This window comes from Bradyrhizobium sp. USDA 4369, from assembly GCF_054056435.1.
Genome location: NZ_JBSRYH010000001.1, coordinates 4,443,632 through 4,466,128 on the forward strand (window position 1 = coordinate 4,443,632; position 22,497 = coordinate 4,466,128).

The 22,497-nt window shown below is 67.0% G+C and carries 16 protein-coding genes and 1 pseudogene; 16 read left to right on the forward strand and 1 reads right to left on the reverse strand.

Annotation, left to right across the window (positions count from 1 at the left end):
- The first annotated feature begins 21 nt into the window (after window positions 1-21).
- The 7 genes and pseudogenes from ACVIJ6_RS19955 to ACVIJ6_RS19985 all read left to right on the forward strand — a co-directional run bounded on the left by ACVIJ6_RS19955 (window position 22) and on the right by ACVIJ6_RS19985 (window position 8,928).
- The gene (locus ACVIJ6_RS19955; RefSeq protein WP_456774078.1) at window positions 22-1,482 is read left to right on the forward strand and encodes a UDP-N-acetylmuramoyl-L-alanyl-D-glutamate--2,6-diaminopimelate ligase; all 1,461 of its coding nucleotides are present in this window, start codon (window positions 22-24) and stop codon (window positions 1,480-1,482) included.
- On the forward strand, window positions 1,479-2,855 hold the full coding sequence (locus ACVIJ6_RS19960) for a UDP-N-acetylmuramoyl-tripeptide--D-alanyl-D-alanine ligase (RefSeq protein WP_456774079.1): 1,377 nt from the start codon (window positions 1,479-1,481) through the stop codon (window positions 2,853-2,855). Before ACVIJ6_RS19955 ends, ACVIJ6_RS19960 begins: the two co-directional genes overlap by 4 nt.
- Before the next feature lie 199 nt (window positions 2,856-3,054).
- The gene (gene mraY, locus ACVIJ6_RS19965; protein ID WP_012046050.1) at window positions 3,055-4,161 is read left to right on the forward strand and encodes a phospho-N-acetylmuramoyl-pentapeptide-transferase; all 1,107 of its coding nucleotides are present in this window, start codon (window positions 3,055-3,057) and stop codon (window positions 4,159-4,161) included.
- Window position 4,162: 1 nt separating this feature from the next.
- Window positions 4,163-5,564: pseudogene (gene murD / locus ACVIJ6_RS19970) on the forward strand (UDP-N-acetylmuramoyl-L-alanine--D-glutamate ligase).
- 183 nt (window positions 5,565-5,747) lie between these two features.
- Window positions 5,748-6,899 carry a putative lipid II flippase FtsW gene (gene ftsW, locus ACVIJ6_RS19975; protein WP_456774080.1) on the forward strand — a complete coding sequence of 384 codons (1,152 nt, stop codon included), beginning with the start codon at window positions 5,748-5,750 and terminating at the stop codon, window positions 6,897-6,899.
- 46 nt (window positions 6,900-6,945) lie between these two features.
- Window positions 6,946-8,049 carry an undecaprenyldiphospho-muramoylpentapeptide beta-N-acetylglucosaminyltransferase gene (murG, locus tag ACVIJ6_RS19980; protein ID WP_456774081.1) on the forward strand — a complete coding sequence of 368 codons (1,104 nt, stop codon included), beginning with the start codon at window positions 6,946-6,948 and terminating at the stop codon, window positions 8,047-8,049.
- An 18-nt stretch (window positions 8,050-8,067) separates the two neighbouring features.
- On the forward strand, window positions 8,068-8,928 hold the full coding sequence (locus ACVIJ6_RS19985; RefSeq protein ID WP_456774082.1) for a helix-turn-helix domain-containing protein: 861 nt from the start codon (window positions 8,068-8,070) through the stop codon (window positions 8,926-8,928).
- A gap of 4 nt (window positions 8,929-8,932) precedes the next feature.
- Here the strand turns inward: ACVIJ6_RS19985 and ACVIJ6_RS19990 are convergent, their stop codons facing one another.
- Window positions 8,933-9,673, reverse strand: a complete 741-nt coding sequence (locus ACVIJ6_RS19990; RefSeq protein ID WP_456774083.1) for a carbonic anhydrase — start codon at window positions 9,671-9,673, stop codon at window positions 8,933-8,935.
- Window positions 9,674-10,017: 344 nt separating this feature from the next.
- Here ACVIJ6_RS19990 and murC point away from each other — a divergent pair, with 344 nt between their 5' ends.
- The 9 genes from murC to recN all read left to right on the forward strand — a co-directional run bounded on the left by murC (window position 10,018) and on the right by recN (window position 22,383).
- Window positions 10,018-11,421 carry a UDP-N-acetylmuramate--L-alanine ligase gene (gene murC / locus ACVIJ6_RS19995; protein ID WP_456774084.1) on the forward strand — a complete coding sequence of 468 codons (1,404 nt, stop codon included), beginning with the start codon at window positions 10,018-10,020 and terminating at the stop codon, window positions 11,419-11,421.
- Window positions 11,422-11,425: 4 nt separating this feature from the next.
- Window positions 11,426-12,349 (forward strand): UDP-N-acetylmuramate dehydrogenase, encoded by a 924-nt coding sequence (murB, locus tag ACVIJ6_RS20000; protein ID WP_456774085.1) that lies wholly within the window; start codon window positions 11,426-11,428, stop codon window positions 12,347-12,349.
- Window positions 12,350-12,420: 71 nt separating this feature from the next.
- A complete protein-coding gene (locus ACVIJ6_RS20005) occupies window positions 12,421-13,410 on the forward strand; it encodes a D-alanine--D-alanine ligase family protein (RefSeq protein ID WP_456774086.1) in 990 nt (329 codons plus the stop codon).
- A gap of 312 nt (window positions 13,411-13,722) precedes the next feature.
- Entirely contained in the window at window positions 13,723-14,772 is a 1,050-nt protein-coding gene (locus tag ACVIJ6_RS20010) for a cell division protein FtsQ/DivIB (protein WP_456774087.1), read from the forward strand.
- Window positions 14,769-16,088: a cell division protein FtsA gene (gene ftsA / locus ACVIJ6_RS20015; protein ID WP_012046040.1), complete on the forward strand. Its 1,320-nt coding sequence runs from the start codon at window positions 14,769-14,771 to the stop codon at window positions 16,086-16,088. Before ACVIJ6_RS20010 ends, ftsA begins: the two co-directional genes overlap by 4 nt.
- 90 nt (window positions 16,089-16,178) lie before the next feature.
- A complete protein-coding gene (ftsZ, locus tag ACVIJ6_RS20020; protein ID WP_456774088.1) occupies window positions 16,179-18,011 on the forward strand; it encodes a cell division protein FtsZ in 1,833 nt (610 codons plus the stop codon).
- 345 nt (window positions 18,012-18,356) lie between these two features.
- A complete protein-coding gene (gene lpxC / locus ACVIJ6_RS20025; protein WP_456774089.1) occupies window positions 18,357-19,316 on the forward strand; it encodes a UDP-3-O-acyl-N-acetylglucosamine deacetylase in 960 nt (319 codons plus the stop codon).
- A 374-nt stretch (window positions 19,317-19,690) separates the two neighbouring features.
- The gene (locus ACVIJ6_RS20030; RefSeq protein WP_456774090.1) at window positions 19,691-20,584 is read left to right on the forward strand and encodes an outer membrane protein assembly factor BamD; all 894 of its coding nucleotides are present in this window, start codon (window positions 19,691-19,693) and stop codon (window positions 20,582-20,584) included.
- A gap of 125 nt (window positions 20,585-20,709) precedes the next feature.
- Window positions 20,710-22,383 carry a DNA repair protein RecN gene (gene recN, locus ACVIJ6_RS20035; RefSeq protein WP_456774091.1) on the forward strand — a complete coding sequence of 558 codons (1,674 nt, stop codon included), beginning with the start codon at window positions 20,710-20,712 and terminating at the stop codon, window positions 22,381-22,383.
- Window positions 22,384-22,497 lie beyond the last annotated feature (114 nt).

A 22,497-nucleotide genomic window follows, 5' to 3' on the forward strand; every position in this document is an offset into this window, starting at 1 on the left:
CGGAACTGGTGCGGGACCAGGATGAAACTCCACGATCTTCTCGGCGATGCGGCTGGGCGCGACCCGGAGATCGCCGCCGTCGACGTCTCCGGCTTGGCCGTCGACAGCCGCGCGGTGCGTCCCGGCGATCTGTTCTTCGCGCTTTCTGGAACGAAGACCGACGGTGCCCGCTTCATCGCTGCGGCCATTGCGGCCGGCGCGGTCGCCGTGGCCGGCGGATCTCCCCCTCGCACGGCGCTGTCGGTGCCTTATGTTGAGCTGCCCAACCCGCGGCTGGCGCTGGCGCTGGCCGCGGCGCGGTTCTATCCGCGCCAGCCGGCGACGATCGCCGCCGTGACCGGGACTAGCGGCAAGACCTCGGTCGCGGCCTTCACGCGGCAGATCTGGCAGAAGCTCGGTCACAGCTCGGCCAGCATCGGCACGGTCGGCCTGGTGTCGGACAAGCGCACCGTCTACGGCTCGCTGACCACGCCCGATCCGATCGCGCTGCACCGGCAGATCGATGAGATCACGCAGGACGGCGTCACCCATCTGGCCTTCGAGGCGTCGTCGCATGGGCTCGACCAATATCGCCTCGACGGCGTGCGGGTCTCGGCCGGCGGGTTCACCAATCTGTCGCGCGATCACATGGACTATCACCCCGACCTCGCGCACTATCTCAACGCCAAGCTGAGGCTGTTCCGCGATCTCGTGCCGCCCGGCGGTGCTGCGGTGATCTCGGCCGATCATGACTGCTCGGCGGATGTCATCGCCGCGGCACAAGCGCGCTGTCTTCGCCTGATGACCGTGGGCACGCATGGCGATGGCGCGGGGGCGGGCATCCGGCTCGTCGCCGCAGCCATCGATGGCTTCGCCCAGCAGCTCCAGCTCCAGCATTGCGGTCGCATGTACACGATCCGCCTGCCGCTGGTCGGCGCGTTCCAGGTCGAAAATGCGCTGGTCGCCGCTGGCCTTGCCATCGGCACCGGCAGCGATCCGCAGGCCGTGTTCGAGGCGTTGGAGACGCTCGAAGGCGCCAAGGGCCGGCTCGAACTGGTCGGCGAGCACAATGGCGCGCCCATCTTCATCGACTACGCGCACAAGCCGGATGCGCTGGCCAAGGCGTTGCAGGCGCTGCGGCCCTATGCCGCGCGAAAGCTCGTTGTCGTGTTTGGCGCCGGCGGCGACCGTGATACCGGCAAGCGGCCTTTGATGGGCGCCATCGCTGCCGCCGAGGCCGATCGCGTGATCGTCACCGACGACAATCCGCGCAGCGAGGATCCGGCAGCGATCCGGGCCGCGATCTTGGCTGCCGCGCCCGGTGCGCGCGAGATCGGCGACCGCGCCGAGGCGATCAAGGTCGCGATCGGCGAAATGCAGCCCGGCGACGCCCTCGTGATTGCCGGCAAGGGGCATGAGACCGGGCAGATCATCGGCAGCACCACTCTGCATTTCAGCGATCATGAAGCGGTCGCGGACGCATTGGCAGCGAGGGCATCATGACGAAGGCGCTGTGGACGGTGGCCGAGGTGGCGCGCGCGCTCGGTCTTGCCGGCGATTATCCGGAGACGTCGATCGACCTCGTGACGCAGGACAGCCGCGCGGTGAAGCCCGGCAGCCTGTTCGTTGCGCTGAGCGGCACGCCGAGCGGGGGGTTCATCTCGAGCTTCGCCTCCAGCCGCGACGGCTGGGAATTTGCGGCCAATGCCGAGCAGGCCGGTGCGGTCGCGATGATCGTTCCGCACCGAATCGATGGCATCATCGTTCCGCAATTGGTGGTGCCGGATACATTGATCGACGGATTGTGGGCGCTCGCGCGCGCGGCGCGGGCCCGCTTTCACGGTCCGGTCATCGGCCTCACTGGCAGCGCCGGCAAGACATCGACCAAGGAGTTCATCGCCGCCTATCCCGGAGCATCCGCCAGCCCGTCGAGTTTCAACAATTTCTGGGGGGTACCGTTGACGCTGTGCAATGCCGATCCGAGCGCCTCGGTGTGGGTGGTCGAGATGGGCATGAACCAGCAAGGCGAAATTGCGCGGCTGACCGAGCTGTCGCAGCCGACGGTGGCGCTGGTCGTCAACGTGCAGCCGGTGCATCTGGAGAAACTCGGCAGCCTGGAGGCGATCCGCAAGGAGAAGGTCTCGATCGCGCGTGGGTTGCCGGCGGACGGCATCCTGGTGCTGCCGGTTGATCTTGCCGCGCCCGAATGGCCCGGCAGGGTGCTGCGATTCGGCGCTGGCGCCGACGTTCATGCCATGTCGCATGTTCCTGCCGGCGAGAGCTGGGACGTCACGGCTGACATTGCCGGCCGTCATCTGGCGTTCTCGCTGACCCCGGGGGCACCGCATCGCCTGCATAACGCCTTGGCGGCGCTCGCCTCCGTCGCCGCGGCCGGGCTTGATCCGGTGCTGCTGGCGCGCGAACTGGGCGAGGTCGGTATCATGACCGGGCGGGGCGTCGAGCAGCGCATCGGCGAGATCGTTCTGATCGATGACAGCTTCAACGGCAACCCCGCGAGCATGGCGGCGGCGCTCGACAGTCTGCAGGCGCGGCCGGTGCGCGGGCGGCGGATCGCCGTGATCGGCGACATGCTGGAGCTGGGGGAGGAGGCGCCAGCCTATCATGCCGACATGGCCGGGCATGTCACTGGGATCGACGGGGTGTACTGCGTCGGTCCGCTGATGCGTCATCTGTTCCAGAAGCTGCCGCCGGAGAAGCGACTCGGCTGGCACGAGGACCCGGCGACCCTGGACGCCAGCCAGGTGGCCGCGCTGCTTGCACCGGGCGACGTCGTCGTCATCAAGGGCAGCAAGAAGATCTTCTGGGTGAACAAGTTCGTGCAGAAGCTCGCGGCTGCGCTGCAGGGCTCGAATTGAAATCGGGCGATATCGCGGCGCGGTGGAACAAAATCTGGCTATCGGTCGCGGGGCAGCCATGCCGGAGGGATCATCCCCTCGCAGGCAACGATTCGCACCCGGCTCCGATCGTGGTTAAAAGAGGCTGGATCGGATTCGCGCCCGCGAATCCATTGAGATCACGTGGCTCGATCTCGGCGAAGCGGCATAGGCGGGTTGGATGTTCTACTGGTTGATCGAGCTGACGAATACGTTTCCGAGCCTGGCGATGTTTCGCGGCCTGCTCAACGTGTTCCGCTATATCACGTTCCGCACCGGCGGGGCCGTGGTGACCGGCGCGTTGTTCGTGTTCCTGTTCGGCCCCTGGATCATCGATCATCTGCGCTTGCGCCAGGGCAAGGGACAGCCGATCCGCGCCGACGGCCCGCAATCGCATATCATCAGCAAGAAGGGCACGCCGACGATGGGCGGCCTGATGATCCTGTCGGGCCTCGTCGTCTCGACCGTGCTGTGGGCCAATCCGCTCAATCCTTACGTCTGGATCGTGCTGGCGGTGACGCTCGGCTTCGGCTTCGTTGGCTTCTATGACGACTACCTGAAGGTCACCAAGCAGTCCCATTCGGGCTTTGCCGGGCGTGCGCGGATCCTGATCGAGGCCGGCATCGCACTGGTCGCCTGCTATGCGCTGGTCCGGCTCGGGCGCGACCCGTCCTCGACCGGCCTTGCGATTCCCTTCTTCAAGGATCTCGTGATCAAGTTCGGCTGGATGTACGTCATCTTCGGCGCCTTCGTCATCGTCGGCGCCGGCAACGCGGTGAACCTCACCGATGGGCTCGATGGCCTCGCGATCGTTCCGGTGATGATCGCCTCGGCGAGCTTCGGCCTGATCGCCTACCTGGCCGGCAACGCCGTGTTCTCGGATTATCTCCAGATCCACTATGTGGCGGGCACCGGCGAGCTCGCCGTGCTGTGCGGCGCGGTGCTCGGGGCCGGGCTCGGCTTCCTCTGGTTCAACGCTCCGCCGGCCTCGATCTTCATGGGCGACACCGGCTCGCTGGCGCTTGGCGGCATGCTCGGCTCGATCGCCGTGGCGGTGAAGCACGAGATCGTGCTGGCGGTGATCGGCGGACTGTTCGTGCTCGAAGCCGTGTCGGTGATCGTACAGGTGGCCTCGTTCAAGCTGACCGGCAAGCGCATCTTCAAGATGGCGCCGATCCATCATCATTTCGAACAACTCGGCTGGACCGAGCCGCAGATCGTGATCCGCTTCTGGATCATCTCCGTGATGCTGGCGCTGGTCGGCCTGTCGACCCTGAAGCTGCGCTGACATGATCCCCGTCACCTCATTCGCCGGAAAGACCGTCGCCGTGTTCGGCCTTGGCGGGTCCGGGCTCGCCAGTTGCCACGCACTCCGCGCGGGCGGTGCGGACGTCGTGGCCGGCGACGATGGCGCCGAGCGGCTGGCCGAAGCGGCCAAAGCCGGTTTCGTTACCGCGGATCTGCGCACCGTGTCCTGGGCAGATTTCGCAGCGCTGGTGCTGGCGCCCGGCGTGCCGCTGACCCATCCGGTGCCGCATTGGAGCGTGCTCAAGGCGCGCGAGGCCGGCATCGAGGTGATCGGCGACATCGAGCTGTTCTGCCGCGAGCGCAGGCGGCACGCGCCGGATGCGCCATTCGTCGCCATCACCGGCACCAACGGCAAATCGACCACGACGGCGTTGATCGCGCATCTGATGCAGACCGCCGGCTACGACACCCAGCTGGGCGGCAATATCGGCACCGCGATCCTGTCGCTGGAGCCACCGCGGATGGGCCGCGTCCACGTCATCGAGATGTCATCCTATCAGATCGACCTGACGCCGTCGCTCGATCCCACCGTCGGCATCCTGCTCAATGTCAGCGAGGATCACATCGACCGCCACGGCACGATCGAGAACTACGCTGCGGTCAAGGAGCGCCTGGTGGCCGGCGTCAAGCCGGAGGGGACCGCGATCGTCGGCGTGGACGACGGCTTTTCGCGCGCGATCGCCGATCGGCTCGACCAGGCCGGCAAGCGGGGTGGTGCGCGTCTCGGTGAAGAACCCGCTGGCTGACGGTCTCTATGTCGAGCACGAGACCATCCTGCGCAACGCGGGTGGCGCGCGCAGCGAGGTCGCGCGGCTCGGCGGCATCGGCTCGCTGCGCGGCCAGCACAATGCGCAGAACGCCGCCTGCGCCGCCGCTGCCGCGCTCGCGATCGGCGTGAAGGAGGATGTACTGCAGCAGGGGCTGCGCAGCTTCCCCGGGCTGGCGCATCGCATGGAGCAGGTCGGCCGCCGCGGCCATGTCCTGTTTGTCAACGACTCCAAGGGCACCAACGCGGATGCGACGGCGCACGCGCTGTCGTCCTTCGCCGACATCTTCTGGATCGCCGGCGGCAAGCCCAAGGCAGGTGGCATCACCAGCCTCGAAGGTTTCTTTCCGCGCATCCGCAAGGCCTATCTGATCGGCGAGGCCGCAGCGGAGTTCGCCGGCACGCTCGGCAACAAGGTCGCGCACGCGATGTCCGGCACGCTCGAGGTCGCGGTGGCGCAGGCCGCTGCCGATGCGGAAGCTTCCGGGCTGACGGACGCCGTGGTCCTGCTGTCGCCGGCCTGCGCCTCGTTCGACCAATTCCGCAATTTCGAGGTCCGCGGCACCCGCTTCCGCGACCTGGTCCAGGCGCTGCCGGGTGTGGAGCGGGTGGTCTAGCTCGCCATCGTCGACCACACGCTTGTTTCACCCGCGAAGGCAGGTGGCCAAGGATGCCGAGGTCCACGTCGTTCATCGTGACGCTACGGCACACACCGCTGTCGCAGCGGAGAGGTCCTTAAGCCTTCGATAACCATCCTGGGCGCCAATGGGTTGATTCCCTAAGTCTCAGGTGAACGTCCGATGCTCTCCCGTGAAGAACGCAATCCGCTGTCCGATTGGTGGTGGACGGTCGACAAGCCGCTGCTCGGCGCGATCCTGGCGCTGATGCTGTGCGGGGTGATCCTGTCGCTGGCGGCGAGCCCGCCGGTCGCGACGCGCATCGGGCTCGACGCGTTCCACTTCTTCAACCGCCACGTCCTGTTCCTGCTGCCGTCCTTCATCGTGCTGATCGGCGTGTCCTTCCTGTCGCCGCGGCAGATCCGGCGCAGCGCGCTGGTGGTGTTTGCGATCGCCATCGTGCTGATCGTGCTGACGCTCGCCATCGGCCCGGAGGTGAAGGGCTCGCGGCGCTGGATCACGCTGGTCGGCGTCAACATCCAGGCATCGGAAGCGGCCAAGCCGGCCTTCGTCGTCGTCGCCGCCTGGCTGTTCTCGGAATCGGCGCGGCGGCCGGACATGCCGGCCACCACGATGGCGTTGGTGCTGCTCTTGATGCTGGTGTCGCTCCTGGTGATGGAGCCGGATTTCGGCCAGACCATGCTGATCCTGATGGTCTGGGGCTCGCTGTTCTTCATCGCCGGCATGCGCATGATCTGGGTCGCCGGCCTCGCCGGCGCCGCGGCCGCTGGCCTGTTCGGCGCCTATCTGCTGGTCCCGCACGTCGCCGGCCGCATCAAGCGGTTCATGAATCCGGCGTCCGGCGACACCTTCCAGGTCGACACGGCGATGGAGGCATTCTCCAATGGCGGCTGGTTCGGCCTCGGGCCGGGCGAGGGCATCGCCAAGCGCAGCCTGCCGGACAGCCACACCGATTTCGTGTTCGCGGTCGCGGCCGAGGAGTTCGGCATCATCCTGTGCCTGGCTTTGGTTGCATTGTTCGGCTTCATCGTGATCCGCACCTTGTCGCGCGCCTATGCCAGCGAGGACGGCTTCTCGCGCTTTGCGGCGTCGGGCCTCGCGATCCTGTTCGGCATCCAGGCGGCGATCAACATCTCGGTCAACCTGCAGCTGATCCCGGCCAAGGGCATGACCTTGCCCTTCATCTCCTATGGCGGCTCCTCGATCGTGTCGCTCGCCTACGGCGTCGGCATGATGCTGGCGTTGACGCGGCAGCGGCCGCGGATCGAAGCCGAGGCCACCGACGCCGCGGGGACGCTGCGCAATTATGCGTAGGCCGGCTCGCTCGCAATGACGACATATTGGCTGTAAACAAGCGCGCATGACCTCTTCTGCGCCCCTCATTCTGCTGGCCGCCGGTGGCACCGGTGGTCATCTGTTTCCGGCCGAAGCGCTCGGCGTCGAGCTGATCAAGCGCGGCTATCGCGTCCGTCTCGTCACCGATGCGCGCGCGCTGCGCTACAGCGGCCTGTTCACCAAGGATATGATCGACGTGGTGCCGAGCGAGACGGTGCGCAGCCGTTCGCCGGTGGCGCTCGCACGCACGGCGCTGCTGCTCGGCACCGGCACCCTTGCGGCCTTCAACCTGATGCGGCGCCTGAAGCCCGCAGCCGTGATCGGCTTCGGCGGCTATCCGACGGTGCCGCCGCTGCTGGCGGCGCGGCTCGCGGGCGTGCCCAGCCTGATCCATGATGCCAATGCCGTGCTCGGCCGTGCCAACCGTTTCCTGTCGGCCCATGTGAAGGCGATCGCCACCTCGCTGCCGGGCGTGCTCGACCGCGATCCGGCGCTTGCCGGTAAGACCACCACCGTCGGCACGCCGATGCGTCCTGCCATTCTCGAAGCGGCCGCGGTGCCCTATGCCGCGCCTGAGAGCGCAGGCCCGCTGCGGCTGCTCGTGGTCGGCGGCAGCCAGGGCGCCCGCATCATGAGCGACGTCGTGCCCGGCGCGATCGAGCGGCTCGAGCCGACGCTCTGGAGCCGGCTGGTGCTGACCCAGCAGGTCCGCCAGGAGGACATGGCGCGGGTTCGCGCGGTGTACGAGCGGCTCAAGATCAATGCCGAGCTGCAGCCGTTCTTCACCGATTTGCCGGCCCGTCTCGCCGCCAACCATCTCGTGATCTCGCGCTCCGGCGCGGGCACGGTGGCGGAACTCGCCGCGATCGGCCGGCCCTCGATCCTGGTGCCGCTGCCCGGCGCCATCGACCAGGATCAGTACGCCAATGCCGGCGTGCTGTCGGACGCGAATGCCGCGATCCGGATCGTGCAGAGCGACTTCACGTCGGATCGGCTGGCCTCGGAGATCTCGGCGCTCGCGGCCGAGCCGTCGCGCCTGGCGGCGATGGCGCAGGCTGCCCGCGCCGCCGGGCGGCTCGATGCCGCCGAGCGTCTGGCCGATCTCGTGGTCAGGACGGCGGCGCTCTGATCGGTCGGGTGCGGTCCCATGACGAACCGGAGCGCTGACGCGCGCGCCATCGCGGGGGACGATCATCCGATGCGTTTGCGTGACCATCCATCCTTCGCGCCCGTGTTCGTCGGATTCTGCGACCAGCTGATTGCGCCGCTGCGTGGTCAGCGCCTGATGATCAAGCTGTTCGGTCAGCGCGCCCCGACGGAAATCGTGGCGCACATCGTGATGATGCATATGTCGGCGCGCCAGCCGGTCGAGCGCCCGACCCTGACCCGTTTGCAGACGCGGCTGCCGGGGCCGCGGCAGACCGCGGCCTTCGTCGCGGTGCTGCGGGGTCTGTCGCTGGTCACGATCGAGCGCGAGCCCGGGGACGGCCGGATCCGTTATCTCGTGCCAGGACCCGTCATCCTCGAAGGTCTGCGAGGTTGGCTTGCCCTGCATCTGGATTGTCATGCGCGACTGACTGAGGCCGGCGGATTGAGCGTTCGACTGCGGGACGACCAGAGCTTCTACGCCGAGACGATCCGGCAATGCGCGACCTGGCTCTGCCGCGACAACCGGCCGCTGACGGGATTTCCGGATCTGGCCTGGACCGACGAGCACGATAGCGGCATCCACCTGGCGCTGACGCTCGTCGCCCGGTCCGCCGCCGGGCGCCACGTCGTCGACGTGTCCACGGCAGAGCTTGCGACGATGCTCGGCGTCTCGCGCTCCCATATCCGCAATCTGCTGGCGGCGATGGAAGAGCGCCGGCTGCTGCGCTTCGACGACGGACGCCGGCGCCTGACGCTGATGCCGGGTTTCGTGGCGTCCGTTGAGGCTTGGTTCTGTCACCAGGTGACCTGGCTCGCTGCTGCAGCCGCGCGTGCCGATCGCGCGCTGCAGCCGGTGTGACCCGTCAGATCATCGTGACCCGGCCGGAGCCGATGTCATAGATGCCGCCGACGATCTTCACCTTGCCCTCGGCGACCATGCGGCCGACGATCGGCTTGGCGGTCGACAGGCGCCGGACATTGCTGCGCACGTTCTCCGCCGTGGCCTCGGCCAGCAGGTCCTGCGGCTTCTTCGCGATCGCAGCCTCCACGCCGGGCTTCAGCGCATCGATCAGGGTCGGAAGGTGGCCGGGCAGCTTGGTGCCGTCCTTGAGGACCTTGATGGTGGCATCGATGGCGCCGCAGCCGCTGTGGCCGAGCACCAGCACGAGCGGCGTCCCCAGGAACTTGACGCCATATTCGAGGCTGGCGAGACCGTCGTCATTGACGAAATTGCCGGCGACCCGGACCACGAACAGCTCGCCCGGCGCCTGATCGAACACCAGCTCCGGCGCCACCCGGGAATCGGCGCAGCTCACGATCGCTGCGATCGGATACTGGGCCGCGGCGCGCGCCGCACGGCCGGCCGAGAAATCCTTGTTGTCGAGATTGCCGGCGACGTAGCGGGCGTTGCCCTCGACGATGCGCTTCATCGCGTCGTCCGGAGAGATCGCATTCGGAGGGGGCACGACGCTGTCGCTCGCTCCCTTGGCGTCCTTCGCAAAGGCCGGCAGCGCGCCGACCGCCGCCGCGGCCAGGACGGCGCCACCGCCGAGCAGTCGCCGTCGGGACAAAGCGGGGGATCGGGTTTCACACAGCGAGCACATCGGCGGGATTCTCCATTGAATATTGACGGTGCGCCGGGACCGCCCGTGCGCCGCACCAGCCATGCCACGCGCATTGCCGCGGGGGACGCGCAAAAATTGCAGGTATCGGGCTCGGGGCGGCTCGTCTGCGATCGCGCTTAACGAATCCTGAAAGCTGCCGGGCGGTCCAAATCACTGCCGTCGGGCGGCTCAAAACCGGCCAAAATCGGGCGAACGGCTTGCGAAATCGCAATATTGAGGGCCCGAGCGGACTTGTCCCGGTCGGTCATGTCTTGCAAGAAGGGCTGATGATTCGCGGCTGCGCCCCTCCCGAGCGCGCCCGGAACCCTTGAGACGAGACGCCCATGAGACTGCCGCGCGAGATCGGACCCATCCACTTCGTCGGGATCGGCGGTATCGGCATGAGTGGCATCGCCGAGGTGCTGTGCAATCTCGGCTACACGGTGCAGGGCTCCGACGCCGCCGACAATGCCAATGTCGCGCGCCTGCGCGAGAAGGGCATTGCGGTCAGCGTCGGGCACAAGGCCGAGAACGTCGCGGGCGCCGATGTCGTCGTGGTGTCGACCGCGATCAAGCGTGACAATCCGGAGCTGATGGCGGCGCGCGCGCAGCGCATTCCCGTGGTCCGGCGGGCCGAGATGCTGGCCGAGCTGATGCGGCTGAAGAGCTGCGTCGCGATCGCCGGCACCCATGGCAAGACCACGACAACGTCGATGGTGGCGGCGCTGCTCGATGCTGGCGGGATCGATCCGACCGTGATCAATGGCGGCATCATCAATGCTTACGGCACCAATGCGCGGCTCGGCGCCGGCGACTGGATGGTCGTCGAGGCCGATGAGAGCGACGGCACCTTCCTGAAGCTGCCGGCGGATGTCGCCATCGTCACCAATGTCGATCCCGAGCATCTCGATCATTTCAAGACCTTCGACGCTGTGCAGGATGCGTTCCGCGCCTTCGTCGAGAACGTACCGTTCTACGGCTTCGCCGTGATGTGCATCGATCATCCGGTGGTGCAGGCGCTGGTCGGCAAGATCGAGGACCGTCGCATCATCACCTATGGCGTGAACCCGCAGGCCGATGTGCGGTTGGTCGATCTCTCGCCCGCCAATGGTGGCTCGCGCTTCAAGGTCGTGTTCCGCGACCGCAAGAGCGGCGTGACGCACGAGATCTCGGACATCACGCTGCCGATGCCGGGCCGGCACAATGCCTCGAACGCAACGGCGGCGATCGCCGTTGCGCATGAGCTCGGCATTTCGGACGAGGCGATCCGCAAGGCCATCGCCGGCTTCGGCGGCGTCAAGCGCCGCTTCACCCGCACCGGCGATTGGAACGGCGTCACCATCATCGACGATTATGGTCATCACCCGGTGGAGATCGCGGCCGTGCTGAAGGCGGCGCGTGAATCCACCAGCGGCAAGGTCATCGCCGTGGTGCAGCCGCATCGCTACACCCGTCTGCAGTCGCTGTTCGAGGAGTTCTGCACCTGCTTCAACGATGCGGACGCCGTCATCGTCGCCGACGTCTACCCGGCCGGCGAAGCGCCGATCCAAGGCATCGACCGCGATCACTTCGTGCTCGGCCTGCGCGCCCACGGCCATCGCAACGTGCTGCCGCTGCCCAAGGCCGCCGACCTCGCCGGCATCGTCAAGGATCTCGCCAAGCCGGGTGATCTCGTCGTGTGCCTCGGCGCCGGCAACATCACGCAATGGGCCTACGCGCTGCCGAACGAGCTGAAAGCGCTGGGGTAGGGTGGTGAGCTTCCCCGACATCACGCCCGACCTCAAAGCCGCGATGCCCGAGTTGCGCGGGCGGCTGCTCGCCAACGAGAGCCTCGCGCCGCTCACCTGGTTCCGCGTCGGCGGACCGGCGCAGGTGCTGTTCACGCCGGCCGACGCCGACGACCTCGCTTATTTTCTGAAGCACCTTCCAGATGAGCTGCCGGTCCATGTCATCGGTGTCGGCTCGAACATGATCGTGCGCGACGGCGGGGTGACGGGTGTCGTGATCCGGCTGGCGCCGCGGGCGTTCGGCGAGGTCAAGACCGAGGGCGACATCGTCACGGCCGGCACCGCGGCGCTGGACAAGCGGGTGGCCGAGGCCGCGGCATCAGCCAATCTCGCCGGTCTCGAATTCCTGTTCGGCATTCCCGGCACCATCGGCGGCGCGCTGCGCATGAATGCCGGGGCCAATGGCGGCGAGACCAAGGATATCCTGGTCGAGGCGGCCGCGGTCGACCGCCAGGGCGTGACGCACCACTTCACCAATGCCGACATGAAGTTCACCTATCGCGCGAGCGGTGCCGATCCGTCGCTGATCTTCACGGCGGCGCGCTTCCGCGGCAAGCCTTCGGATCCCGAAGCGATCCGGGTGCGCATGGCCGAGGTGCAGGCGCATCGCGAGACGGCGCAGCCGATCCGCGAGAAGACCGGTGGCTCCACCTTCAAGAACCCGCCGGGACATTCCGCCTGGAAGCTCGTCGATGGCGCGGGTTGCCGCGGGCTCAAGGTCGGCGGCGCGCAGGTCTCCGAGATGCATTGCAACTTCCTGATCAACACCGGCAACGCCACCGCCGATGACATCGAGACGCTCGGTGAGACCGTGCGTGAACGGGTCGAAGCGGCGTCGGGCATCGCGCTGCAGTGGGAGATCAAGCGGATCGGACTCAAGGCGAGGTAGCTTCGCCCGCCTCCTCAAACCCTTCCAGCGCAATTGCCGGCGCAGTTGCAGACCAGCCCGAGAAGACATTGATGCGCACCACGATTTTGTTCGGCGGCTCCAACAAGGAACGGCTTGTCTCGGTCGCCAGCGCGCAGGCTCTGCATGCGACGCTGCCCGATTCCGACCTCTGGTTCTGGGAGGCCGACGACACGGTGCATCAGGCGAGCGGCAAGGCGCTGGTCGCGCATGCCAGGCCGTTCGAGGAGCCATTCACGGCCGACGGCCCGCGGATCGGGACTCTCGCTGACGCGCTCGACCGTGCCAAGGCGGAGGATCGCGTGCTTGTGCTCGCTTTGCATGGCGGCCGGGCGGAGAATGGCGAGCTTCAAGTGATGTGTGAGATTCGCGGCGTGCCGTTTACGGGCTCGAGCTCGGCCGCCTCGCATCTCGCCTTCGACAAGGTCGCTGCAAAGCGCTTTGCCGTGCTCGGCGGCGTCACGGTGGCAGAAGGCGTATCGCTCGCTGATGCCGAGGCCGCACTGGCGCAGCATGGCCGGTTGATCGCCAAGCCCGTCAAGGACGGCTCCAGCTTCGGCCTGATCTTCGTCAACGCGAAGCAGGATCTCGTCGCGGTCCGGGCTGCCGCAGCGACGGAGGAGTATCTGATCGAGCCTTTCGTCACCGGCACGGAGGCGACCTGCGGCGTGCTCGAGCAGTCGGATGGATCGTTGATCGCCTTGCCGCCGATCGAGATCCTGCCGGCCGATGGCGCCTTCAACTATTTCGCCAAATATCTCGCGACCGCCACCAAGGAAATCTGCCCCGGCCGCTTCACGCCGGAGGTCACGGCCACGCTGCAGACCGAAGCCATCAAGGCGCATCGCGCGCTGTCATGCGGCGGCTATTCGCGCAGCGATTTCATCGTCTCGGCCAATGGCCCGGTTTATCTGGAGACCAATACGCTGCCGGGGCTCACCGCGGCCTCGCTATACCCGAAGGCGCTGGCCGCGCAGAACATCTCGTTCCGCGACTTCCTGCAGCAGCAGATCGATCTGGCGGAGCGCCGTGCGGGCCGGTAGCTCGTCCCGGCGGGGACCCCCGAAGGAACCCGGCCTGGCCGCCCCGCGGCGGTTCCTGTAGCCGGTAAAATGCTTAAGAATTCGAGACAACGTCCTCAAAGATCGAAGAAAAAAATCGCCTGACCGGACCGATTTTACTTTTTGTTTACCAGGACGTCCGAAGGTTAACGCTGGCGCCTCAGTGGTGCTCGGCTGCCTTGAGCTGTCGTGACGAAACGCATCGCCGTGGTCACCAGCGTCCGGGCGGGTCGAGGTCGAGCGGCGCGGGTCCGCGACGTATTTGCGGACACAACAGTTTGATGAGCTCGTGCAATGGATGGTGCAGGACGCCTCGCTCGATCGCAGAGGCCTCAAGCGAACCTGAAAGCCGCTGCCCTTGGCGCGGCGATCCTGCTGCGCGAGTATATCTCTGCCCGCCTTCCGCGCTTCCGCTTCCCCCGAGTCGGCAAACATGGCCGGGCATCTGGGGAGGGCGGCGCCAAGACGGCGCCGGCCGCGCTCGCGCCGGTGATTGATCGCGAGGCGCCGCCGCGCATCGTCGAACTGGTCGAACGTTATCTGCCGCATCGTCTCGGCACCGTGGCGACGGTCGGGCTGTTGTTCGGCAGCGTCTGGCTCGGCATCGTCAAGGGTGGCCACGCCCAGGACGTCAGCGCGGCCCTGTCCGATACCCGCAATGCGCTGGCCAACGCCGCGGGTTTCCGCATCACCGCGGTCGCGATCAATGGGCGCAAGCAGCTGACGCAGGACGAGGTGCTCGCCATCGGCGGCGTCACCGGCCGCTCCTCGCTGCTGTTCCTCGACGCCGCCGCAGTTCGCGACAAGCTCAAGGCCAATCCGTGGATCGCCGACGCGACGGTGCAGAAGTTCTTCCCCAACCAGCTGCAGATCGACATCGTCGAGCGCAAGGCGTTCGCGCTGTGGCAGCAGGACGGCCGGCTCTCGGTGATCGCCGATGATGGCGCCGTGCTCGAACCCTATGTGTCGCGCCGTTTCCTGACCCTCCCGCTCGTCGTCGGCAAGGGCGCCGAGAGCCGCGCGCGTGATTTCCTGGCGCTGCTCGCCCGCTACCCGCAGGTGCGCGCCGTCACCAAGGCGGCCATCTTCGTCGGCGAGCGGCGCTGGAACCTGCGCACCAAGGACGGGCTCGACATCCGCTTGCCCGAGAACGATGTCGGCAACGCGCTGGCGTCACTGAGCCGGCTCGATCAGGAGGACAAACTGTTCTCGCGCGACATCGTCGCGATCGACATGCGCCTGCCGGATCGTCTGACCGTGCAATTGTCCGACGACGCCGCCAAGGCGCGCGAGGATCTGTTCAAGGACAAAGCCAAGTCCAAGAAGAAGGCCGGTGACGCATGACCGGCTTTGATCGCCAGACGCCGAAAACGCGCCCGATGGCGCAGAAGCGAACCGCGCTCGTCGCCTCGCTCGACGTCGGCACCAGCAAGATCGCCTGCATGATCGCGCGTCTCAGGCCGGCGCCGCCGAGTGACGCGTTGCGCGGCCGCACCCATGCGGTCGAGCTGATCGGCTACAGCCAGATCCAGTCGCGCGGCGTCAAGGCCGGCGCCGTGGTCGATCCGGTCGCCTGCGAGCAGGCGGTGCGACAGGCCGTCGCGCTGGCCGAGCGGATGGCCAAGGTGCGGGTCGAGTCCGTGCTGCTGCCGGTCGCCGGCGGCCGCGTCATGGGGCATCTGATTGAGGCGACGTCGGACATTCGCGGCGGCGCCGTCACCCAGGCCGATGTCAGCCGGGTGACCTCCACCGGCATGCACCACGCCACCGGCGAGGGACGGGCGGTGCTGCATGCGCTCCCCGTCGGCTACACGCTCGACGGAGTGAAAGGCATTCGCGATCCCCGCGGCATGCTGGCGCGGCAGTTCGGCGTCGACATGAACGTCGTCACCGCCGATGCGACCGTGGCCAAGAATCTGATGCTCGTGGTCGAGCGCTGCCATCTCAATGTCGAGGCCATGGCGGCGAGCCCTTATGTTGCCGGGCTCTCGGTCCTCACCGACGACGAAGCCGATCTCGGCGCGGCGGTGGTGGAGATGGGGGCGGGCACCACGACGATCGCGACCTATTCGGGCGGGCGGTTCGTGCATGCGTCCGGATTTGCGCTCGGCGGGCATCACGTGACCATGGATCTTGCGCGAGGCCTGTCAGCGTGCATTGCAGATGCCGAGCGAATCAAGACGTTATATGGCACGGTGCTGACCGGCGGGTCCGACGCGCGTGAGTTGATGTCTGTTCCGACGGCCGGGGACAATGAGCGGGATGTTCCGCAAATCGTGTCCCGCGCCACCATCGCGAACATTGTCAGGCACCGCGCCGAGGAGATTTTTGAAATGGTCCGCGACCGGCTGAAGGATTCGCCCTTTGCGGCAGAACCCAAAGCGCGCGTCGTCCTCAGCGGAGGCGCCTCCCAGCTGACGGGTCTGGTCGAGCTTGCGACCCGGATCCTCGACCGCCCGGTGCGGGTCGGCCGTCCGCTCGGCTTCGGCCGCCTTCCCAACGAAGCCAAGAACGCCGCCTTCGCGGTGCCCACCGGGCTGCTCGTCTATCCGCAATACGCGCATCTCGAACATGTCGAACCGCGGCATACGCGGCAGGTCGGGACAGGAACCGACGGCTACTTCGGAAAGGTCGGACGATGGCTACGCGAGGGCTTCTGATGACCATTTTCAGCTCCATGCGATTTTCACCAACACCACCCGCGGCCGGCGGCCGGGGCGAACCCACGCGCGCGTGATCGAGAGGCAACCATGGCACTCACTATTACCCCTCCTGATATCCACGAGCTGAAGCCCCGGATCACCGTGTTCGGCGTTGGTGGCGCGGGCGGCAATGCCGTGAACAACATGATCACGGCCGGGTTGCAGGGCGTGGACTTCGTCGTCGCCAATACCGACGCGCAGGCGCTGACGATGTCGAAGGCGCAGCGCATCATCCAGATGGGCACCCAGGTGACCCAGGGGCTCGGTGCCGGTTCGCAGCCGGATGTCGGCGCCGCCGCCGCGCAGGAGGTGATCGACGAGATCCGCGATCATCTTTCGGGGGCGAACATGGTGTTCGTGACCGCCGGCATGGGCGGCGGCACCGGCACGGGTGCGGCCCCCGTCATCGCCAAGACCGCGCGCGAGATGAATATCCTCACGGTGGGCGTCGTCACCAAGCCGTTCCATTTCGAGGGCCAGCGCCGTATGCGCACGGCCGAGTCCGGCATCGCCGAGCTGCACAAGGTCGTCGACACGCTTCTGATTATTCCGAACCAGAACCTGTTCCGGGTGGCCAACGAGAAGACCACCTTCGCCGACGCCTTTGCGATGGCCGACCAGGTGCTCTATTCGGGCGTGGCCTGCATCACCGACCTGATGGTCAAGGAAGGCCTGATCAACCTGGACTTCGCCGACGTCCGCGCCGTCATGCGCGAGATGGGCAAGGCCATGATGGGCACCGGCGAGGCGTCGGGCGAGAAGCGCGCGCTGACCGCCGCGGAAGCCGCGATCGCCAACCCGCTGATCGACGATTCCTCGATGAAGGGCGCCCGCGGCCTGCTGATCTCGATCACCGGCGGCAAGGACCTGACGCTGTTCGAGGTCGATGAAGCCGCCACCCGCATCCGCGAGGAGGTCGACCAGGACGCCAACATCATCGTCGGCGCCACTTTCGACGAATCGCTCGACGGCCTGATCCGCGTCTCCGTGGTTGCCACCGGCATCGAGCAGGCGCAGTTCAACCGGAACGTCACGACTGCACAGCCGGCGGCGGCTGTCGCTCCGATTGCCGCCGCCCCGACCGCTCATGCGGGTCTTCCGGAAAGCCGCCTTGCCGACCTGACCGCGCGCCTGCGTGCCGACAATCAGCGTCTCGCCGAGCGCGCCGCCAAGCTGGAACAGCAGGCGTCGCAGGCCCCGGCCGTCGCGGGGCCCGCGCCGGTCGCCCCGGCGCCGCGTCCGGTGCCGAATGTTGAACGCGATACGCTGGCGGCGGTTGCCGCGGCCATGGCCAGCGAGCCTGCGCCCGCTGCGGCTCCGGTGCAGCCGGCCTCCTATGGTGACGTGACGGTGCGGCCGATCGCCCAGAAGCCGTCCTTGTTCCCGGAACCGGAGGCGCAGCGTGCCGCTCCGGTCGAACCAGCCGCCCCGCCGGAGACCTTCATCCCGCAGGCCGCCGAGCGCGTCCCGACCCGCGCGCCCCGGATGCCGAAGTTCGAGGATCTGCCGATGCCGGCCCAGGCCGAGATCCGGCAGGCCAGGGGCGACGAGGGTGAGGAGCATCCGCAGAAGACCCGGATGTCGCTGCTCCAGCGTCTCGCCAATGTCGGCCTCGGTCGTCGCGACGAGGAGAACGAGCCGCCGATCGCGTCCCGAACCGCGGGTCCGGCGATGCCGCAGATGCCCCCGCTGCCGGAACGAAAGCCGCAGCGGAACGTTGCCCAACAGATCGCGAGCCACGAATCGCCGGTCTCAGAATATGCCCGCCGTCCCGCTCCGCAGGGATTGGATCCCCATGGCCGTCCTGCGCCTGTGGCGCCGGCGCCACAGGGCGACGATCATTTGGACATCCCGGCCTTCCTGCGCCGGCAGGCAACGTGAGAATTGTTACAGCACCGACGGTGCCACACAGGCCCGGCTCGTGAGAGCCGGGCTTTTTGCTGCGCTCTCGGATCTCATTTGCAGCTACTCAACTAACTGATTTTAAATGATTAATTATCTTTTGGGTGTTTGGATGGGGGAACGGAGGGTTAAGGCGGCGTTCCAGTTTGGTTAAGGGTTGGCGCGAATACGGCAGAGATGGGGTAACAATCCGTAAAGAAGCGTGAGTTGGCGCTCTTTGGGGCCCTCGATAAGGTCTGCCGTGACTTGGGGATACCTGAAAGTGAGTCGGTTTCGCGAGGGGCGGCCGGCGGGACCTTCAGGTGGGGTCTTGGGCGATAGTCGATGAAATTCAGCCGGCAAACCACGCTTCGTTCGCAAGCCACCGTCACTGGTATCGGCGTACATTCCGGCACTCCCGTCAGCCTGACCCTCGGCCCCGCGCCGATCGACACCGGCATCGTGTTCGTCCGCACCGGCCTCGACGGATGCGACCGCGAGGTCAAGGCCGCCTTCAACTCCGTGACTGCCACCGAGCTTGCCACCGTTCTCGGTGACCGCAACGGTCCGCTCGTGTCGACCGCCGAGCATGTTCTGGCCGCACTGTGCGGCATGGGCATCGACAACGCCCTGATCGAGATCGACGGCCCCGAAGTTCCGATCATGGATGGCAGCGCTGCGCCGTTCGTGGCGGCGATCGACCAGGCCGGCATCCTCACCCAATCGGCGGCGCGCCGCTACATCCAGGTGCTCAAGCCGGTTCAGGTCGCGATCGGTCGCTCGGTCGGCGAGTTGCGTCCGAACAGCAGCGGTTTCCAGGTCGAGGTGGAGGTCGACTTCGCCAACGCCGTGATCGGCCGGCAAGCCTATCATTTCGAGCTCAGCCCGGAGCGCTTCCGTCGCGAGATCGCGCGGGCCCGGACGTTCGGCTTCATGAGTGACGTCGCCCGGCTCTGGAGCGCCGGTTACGCGCTCGGTTCCTCGTTCGAGAACTCGCTGGTGTTCGACGAAGAGCGCCTGCTCAATCCGGAAGGTCTGCGCTACGCCGATGAATGCGCGCGTCACAAGGTGCTCGACGCGATCGGCGATCTGGCGCTGGCCGGTCTGCCGATGCTCGGAACCTACCGCTCGGTTCGCGGCGGGCATAAGCTCAACCACGCGGTTCTGACCGCGCTGATGGCCGATCGCACCGCGTGGCGGGTGGTCGAAGGCGAGACGGTGCGTCGTCCGCGCGTTGCCGCAGAAGCGGTCGGCGGCATGGTTGGCGGCATGATCGCCCCGGCCTTCGGTCCGGATGTGTCCTAAGGTCTGACCGCACGTTCTCGACGACGGGATTCGGCGCAGCGAAGCTGCTGCGCCCAGCCCGCAGATCGCGTCACGCCAACTATTTTGTGACCGGCTGTGTCCGGGATGCGTCGGCACGTCGCATTCGGTTCGTCATCCGACTGTTTTCCAAAGGCTTTTTCCGCGCTAACCATGTTCGAATGCCGCCGTCCAGGTGTCGCCTTAATCCGGGCGAATTGCCTGCCTATGCGGTTGGTTGACGAAGGTTTTTCGATTAGAGAGGCCGGGGCGGCGTGATGCGCCCCAGGCAGGGATCATCCGTCCTTCGCGGTCATGAGACGGTGTTCATGGTACGCGGCGTAGATCAGATCACAGGCATCAGGTTCCAAAGAAGCATGTCGATACAGCGTCTCACGCGCGAAGTCCGTCATCCCGCAATGTCCGCCGGCCGCAGCCTGCGTCTGGCGGCATCGCTGGTCCTGCTCGCGCTGCCGCTGGCCGGGTGCGGCACCGGCGGGCTGTGGGACAAGTTCCTGGCCAAGGACGATACGTTCGTCGATGAGCCCGCGGACAAGCTCTACAATGAGGGCTTGTACCTCATGAACGAGAAGAAGGACGTCAAAGGCGCGACCAAGAAGTTCGAAGAGGTCGACCGGCAACATCCTTATTCCGACTGGGCGCGTAAATCGCTGCTGATGTCCGCCTATGCGTCCTATCAGGCCGGCGACTATGACGGCTGCATCGGCGCGGCCACCCGTTATGTCACGCTGCATCCGGGCAGCCCGGACGCCGCCTATGCGCAATACCTGATCGCCGCGTCGCATTACGACCAGATCCCGGATATCAGCCGCGACCAGGGCCGGACCGAGAAGGCGATCGCCGCGCTCGAAGAGGTGGTGCGCAAATATCCGAACTCCGAATACGCCACCAACGCCAAGGCGAAGATGGAGGGCGCCCGCGACCAGCTCGCCGGCAAGGAGATGGACGTCGGCCGCTACTACATGCAGAAGCGCGACTACACGGCGGCCATCAACCGCTTCAAGGCCGTCGTGACGCAGTATCAGACGACCCGCCACGTCGAAGAGGCGCTGTACCGGCTGACCGAGGCCTACATGACCATCGGCATCGTCGGCGAGGCCCAGACCGCCGCGGCCGTGCTTGGCCACAACTTCCCTGACAGTAAGTGGTACAAGGACGCCTATAACCTCGTGAAGTCCGGCGGCGTGGAACCCGAGGAGAACAAGGGCTCCTACATCTCCCGGGCCTTCAAGAAACTGGGTCTCGGCTGAGACGTACCCGACCGCGAGTCGTGGTCCTTGTTTGTTCTATTTTCTTGTTTTGTTCTCGTTTTGCTGCTAGCGTCGAGTCGTTCGCTCAGGGGCTTCCCGCCCCGTTACGAAGGACTTGAGCCTCCATGCTGGCGCGACTGTCGATCCGTGACATCGTCCTGATCGAACGACTCGATCTCGAATTTTCCAATGGGCTTGCGGTGCTGACCGGCGAGACCGGCGCCGGCAAGTCGATCCTGCTCGATGCCTTTGCGTTGGCCCTTGGCGGTCGCGGCGATGCCAGTCTGGTTCGCCATGGCGCCGGGCAGGGCCAGGTGACGGCCGTGTTCGAGATCGGCAAGGAGCATCCGGCTGCCAGGATCCTCGCCGCCAACGGCCTGGATGCCAATGGCGAGATGATCCTGCGCCGCGTCCAATATGGCGATGGCCGCACCCGTGCCTTCATCAACGATCAGTCGGTGAGCGTGCAGACGCTCAAGGCGATCGGCGCCACGCTGGTCGAGATCCACGGCCAGCATGATGAGCGTGCGCTGGTCGATGCCGCCACCCACCGCCGGCTCCTGGATGCCTTTGCGGGTCTGGAGAAGGACGTCGCTGCGGTCGAGGCGCTGTGGGTCGCGCGCCGGACCGCCGTCACGGCACTGGACCAGCATCGCGCGGGCATGGAACGGGCGGCCCGCGAGGCCGACTACCTGCGGCATGCCGCCGACGAGCTGAAGAAGCTGGCGCCGAGGGAGGGCGAGGAGACGCAGCTCGCCGCCCGCCGCACCGCGATGATGCAGGGCGAGAAGATCGCGGGCGATCTGCGTGACGCGCAGGATGCCGTGAGCGGCAACCAGTCGCCGATTGCAGCGCTCGCCGCCGCTGTGCGCAGGCTGGAACGGCGCGCGGTCAGTTCGCCCGCGCTGGTCGACCCGGCGGTGAAGGCGATGGATGCCGCGATCAACGCGCTGGAGGAGGCCGACCAGCATTTGACCGCAGCACTCGCGGCGACCGATTTCGATCCGCTGGAGCTCGAGCGCATCGAGGAGCGGCTGTTTGCGCTGCGGGCGGCCGCGCGCAAATATTCGACGCCGGTCGACGGGCTGGCGGCGCTGGCGGCCAAATATGCCGCCGATGTCGTCCTGATCGATGCCGGCGCAGAGCAGCTGAAGAAGCTGGAAGCTGCAGCCGCCGCGGCGGATGGGCGTTATGCTGCGGCCGCAGCCAAGCTGTCGGCGGCCCGCAGCAAGGCGGCGGAGAAGCTGAACCGCGCCGTCCATGCCGAACTCGCGCCGCTCAAGCTCGAACGCGCCAAGTTCATGACCCAGGTCGACAGCGACGCCGAGGCGCCGGGGCCGGAGGGCATCGACCGGGTCGAGTTCTGGGTGCAGACCAACCCCGGAACGCGGCCGGGCCCGATGATGAAGGTCGCCTCCGGGGGTGAGCTGTCGCGGTTCCTGCTGGCGCTCAAGGTGGTGCTGTCGGACCGCGGCTCGGCCCCGACCCTGGTGTTCGACGAGATCGATACCGGCGTGGGCGGTGCGGTCGCCGATGCGATCGGCGCCCGGTTGGCGCGGCTTGCCCATGGGGTCCAGGTCATGGCCGTCACCCATGCGCCGCAGGTCGCGGCGCGGGCCGACCAGCATCTCCTGATCTCCAAGGACGCGCTCGATCGCGGCAAGCGGGTCGTGACCCGGGTCAATACGCTGGCGACCCTGCACCGCCGCGAGGAGATCGCGCGCATGCTGGCGGGGGCCGAGGTCACCGCCGAGGCCCGCGCCGCAGCGGACCGGCTGCTGGAGGCGGCGGCGGCCTAGGTTGGAACGTCCCAACACGGGGCCGTCCCAAGAGACGGGGGCATACTCGACTGGGCGTCCTGGGCTGGGGCAGCCGGGTCGAACGGCTTTGGCACCCAGGCGCGCATTGTGTAC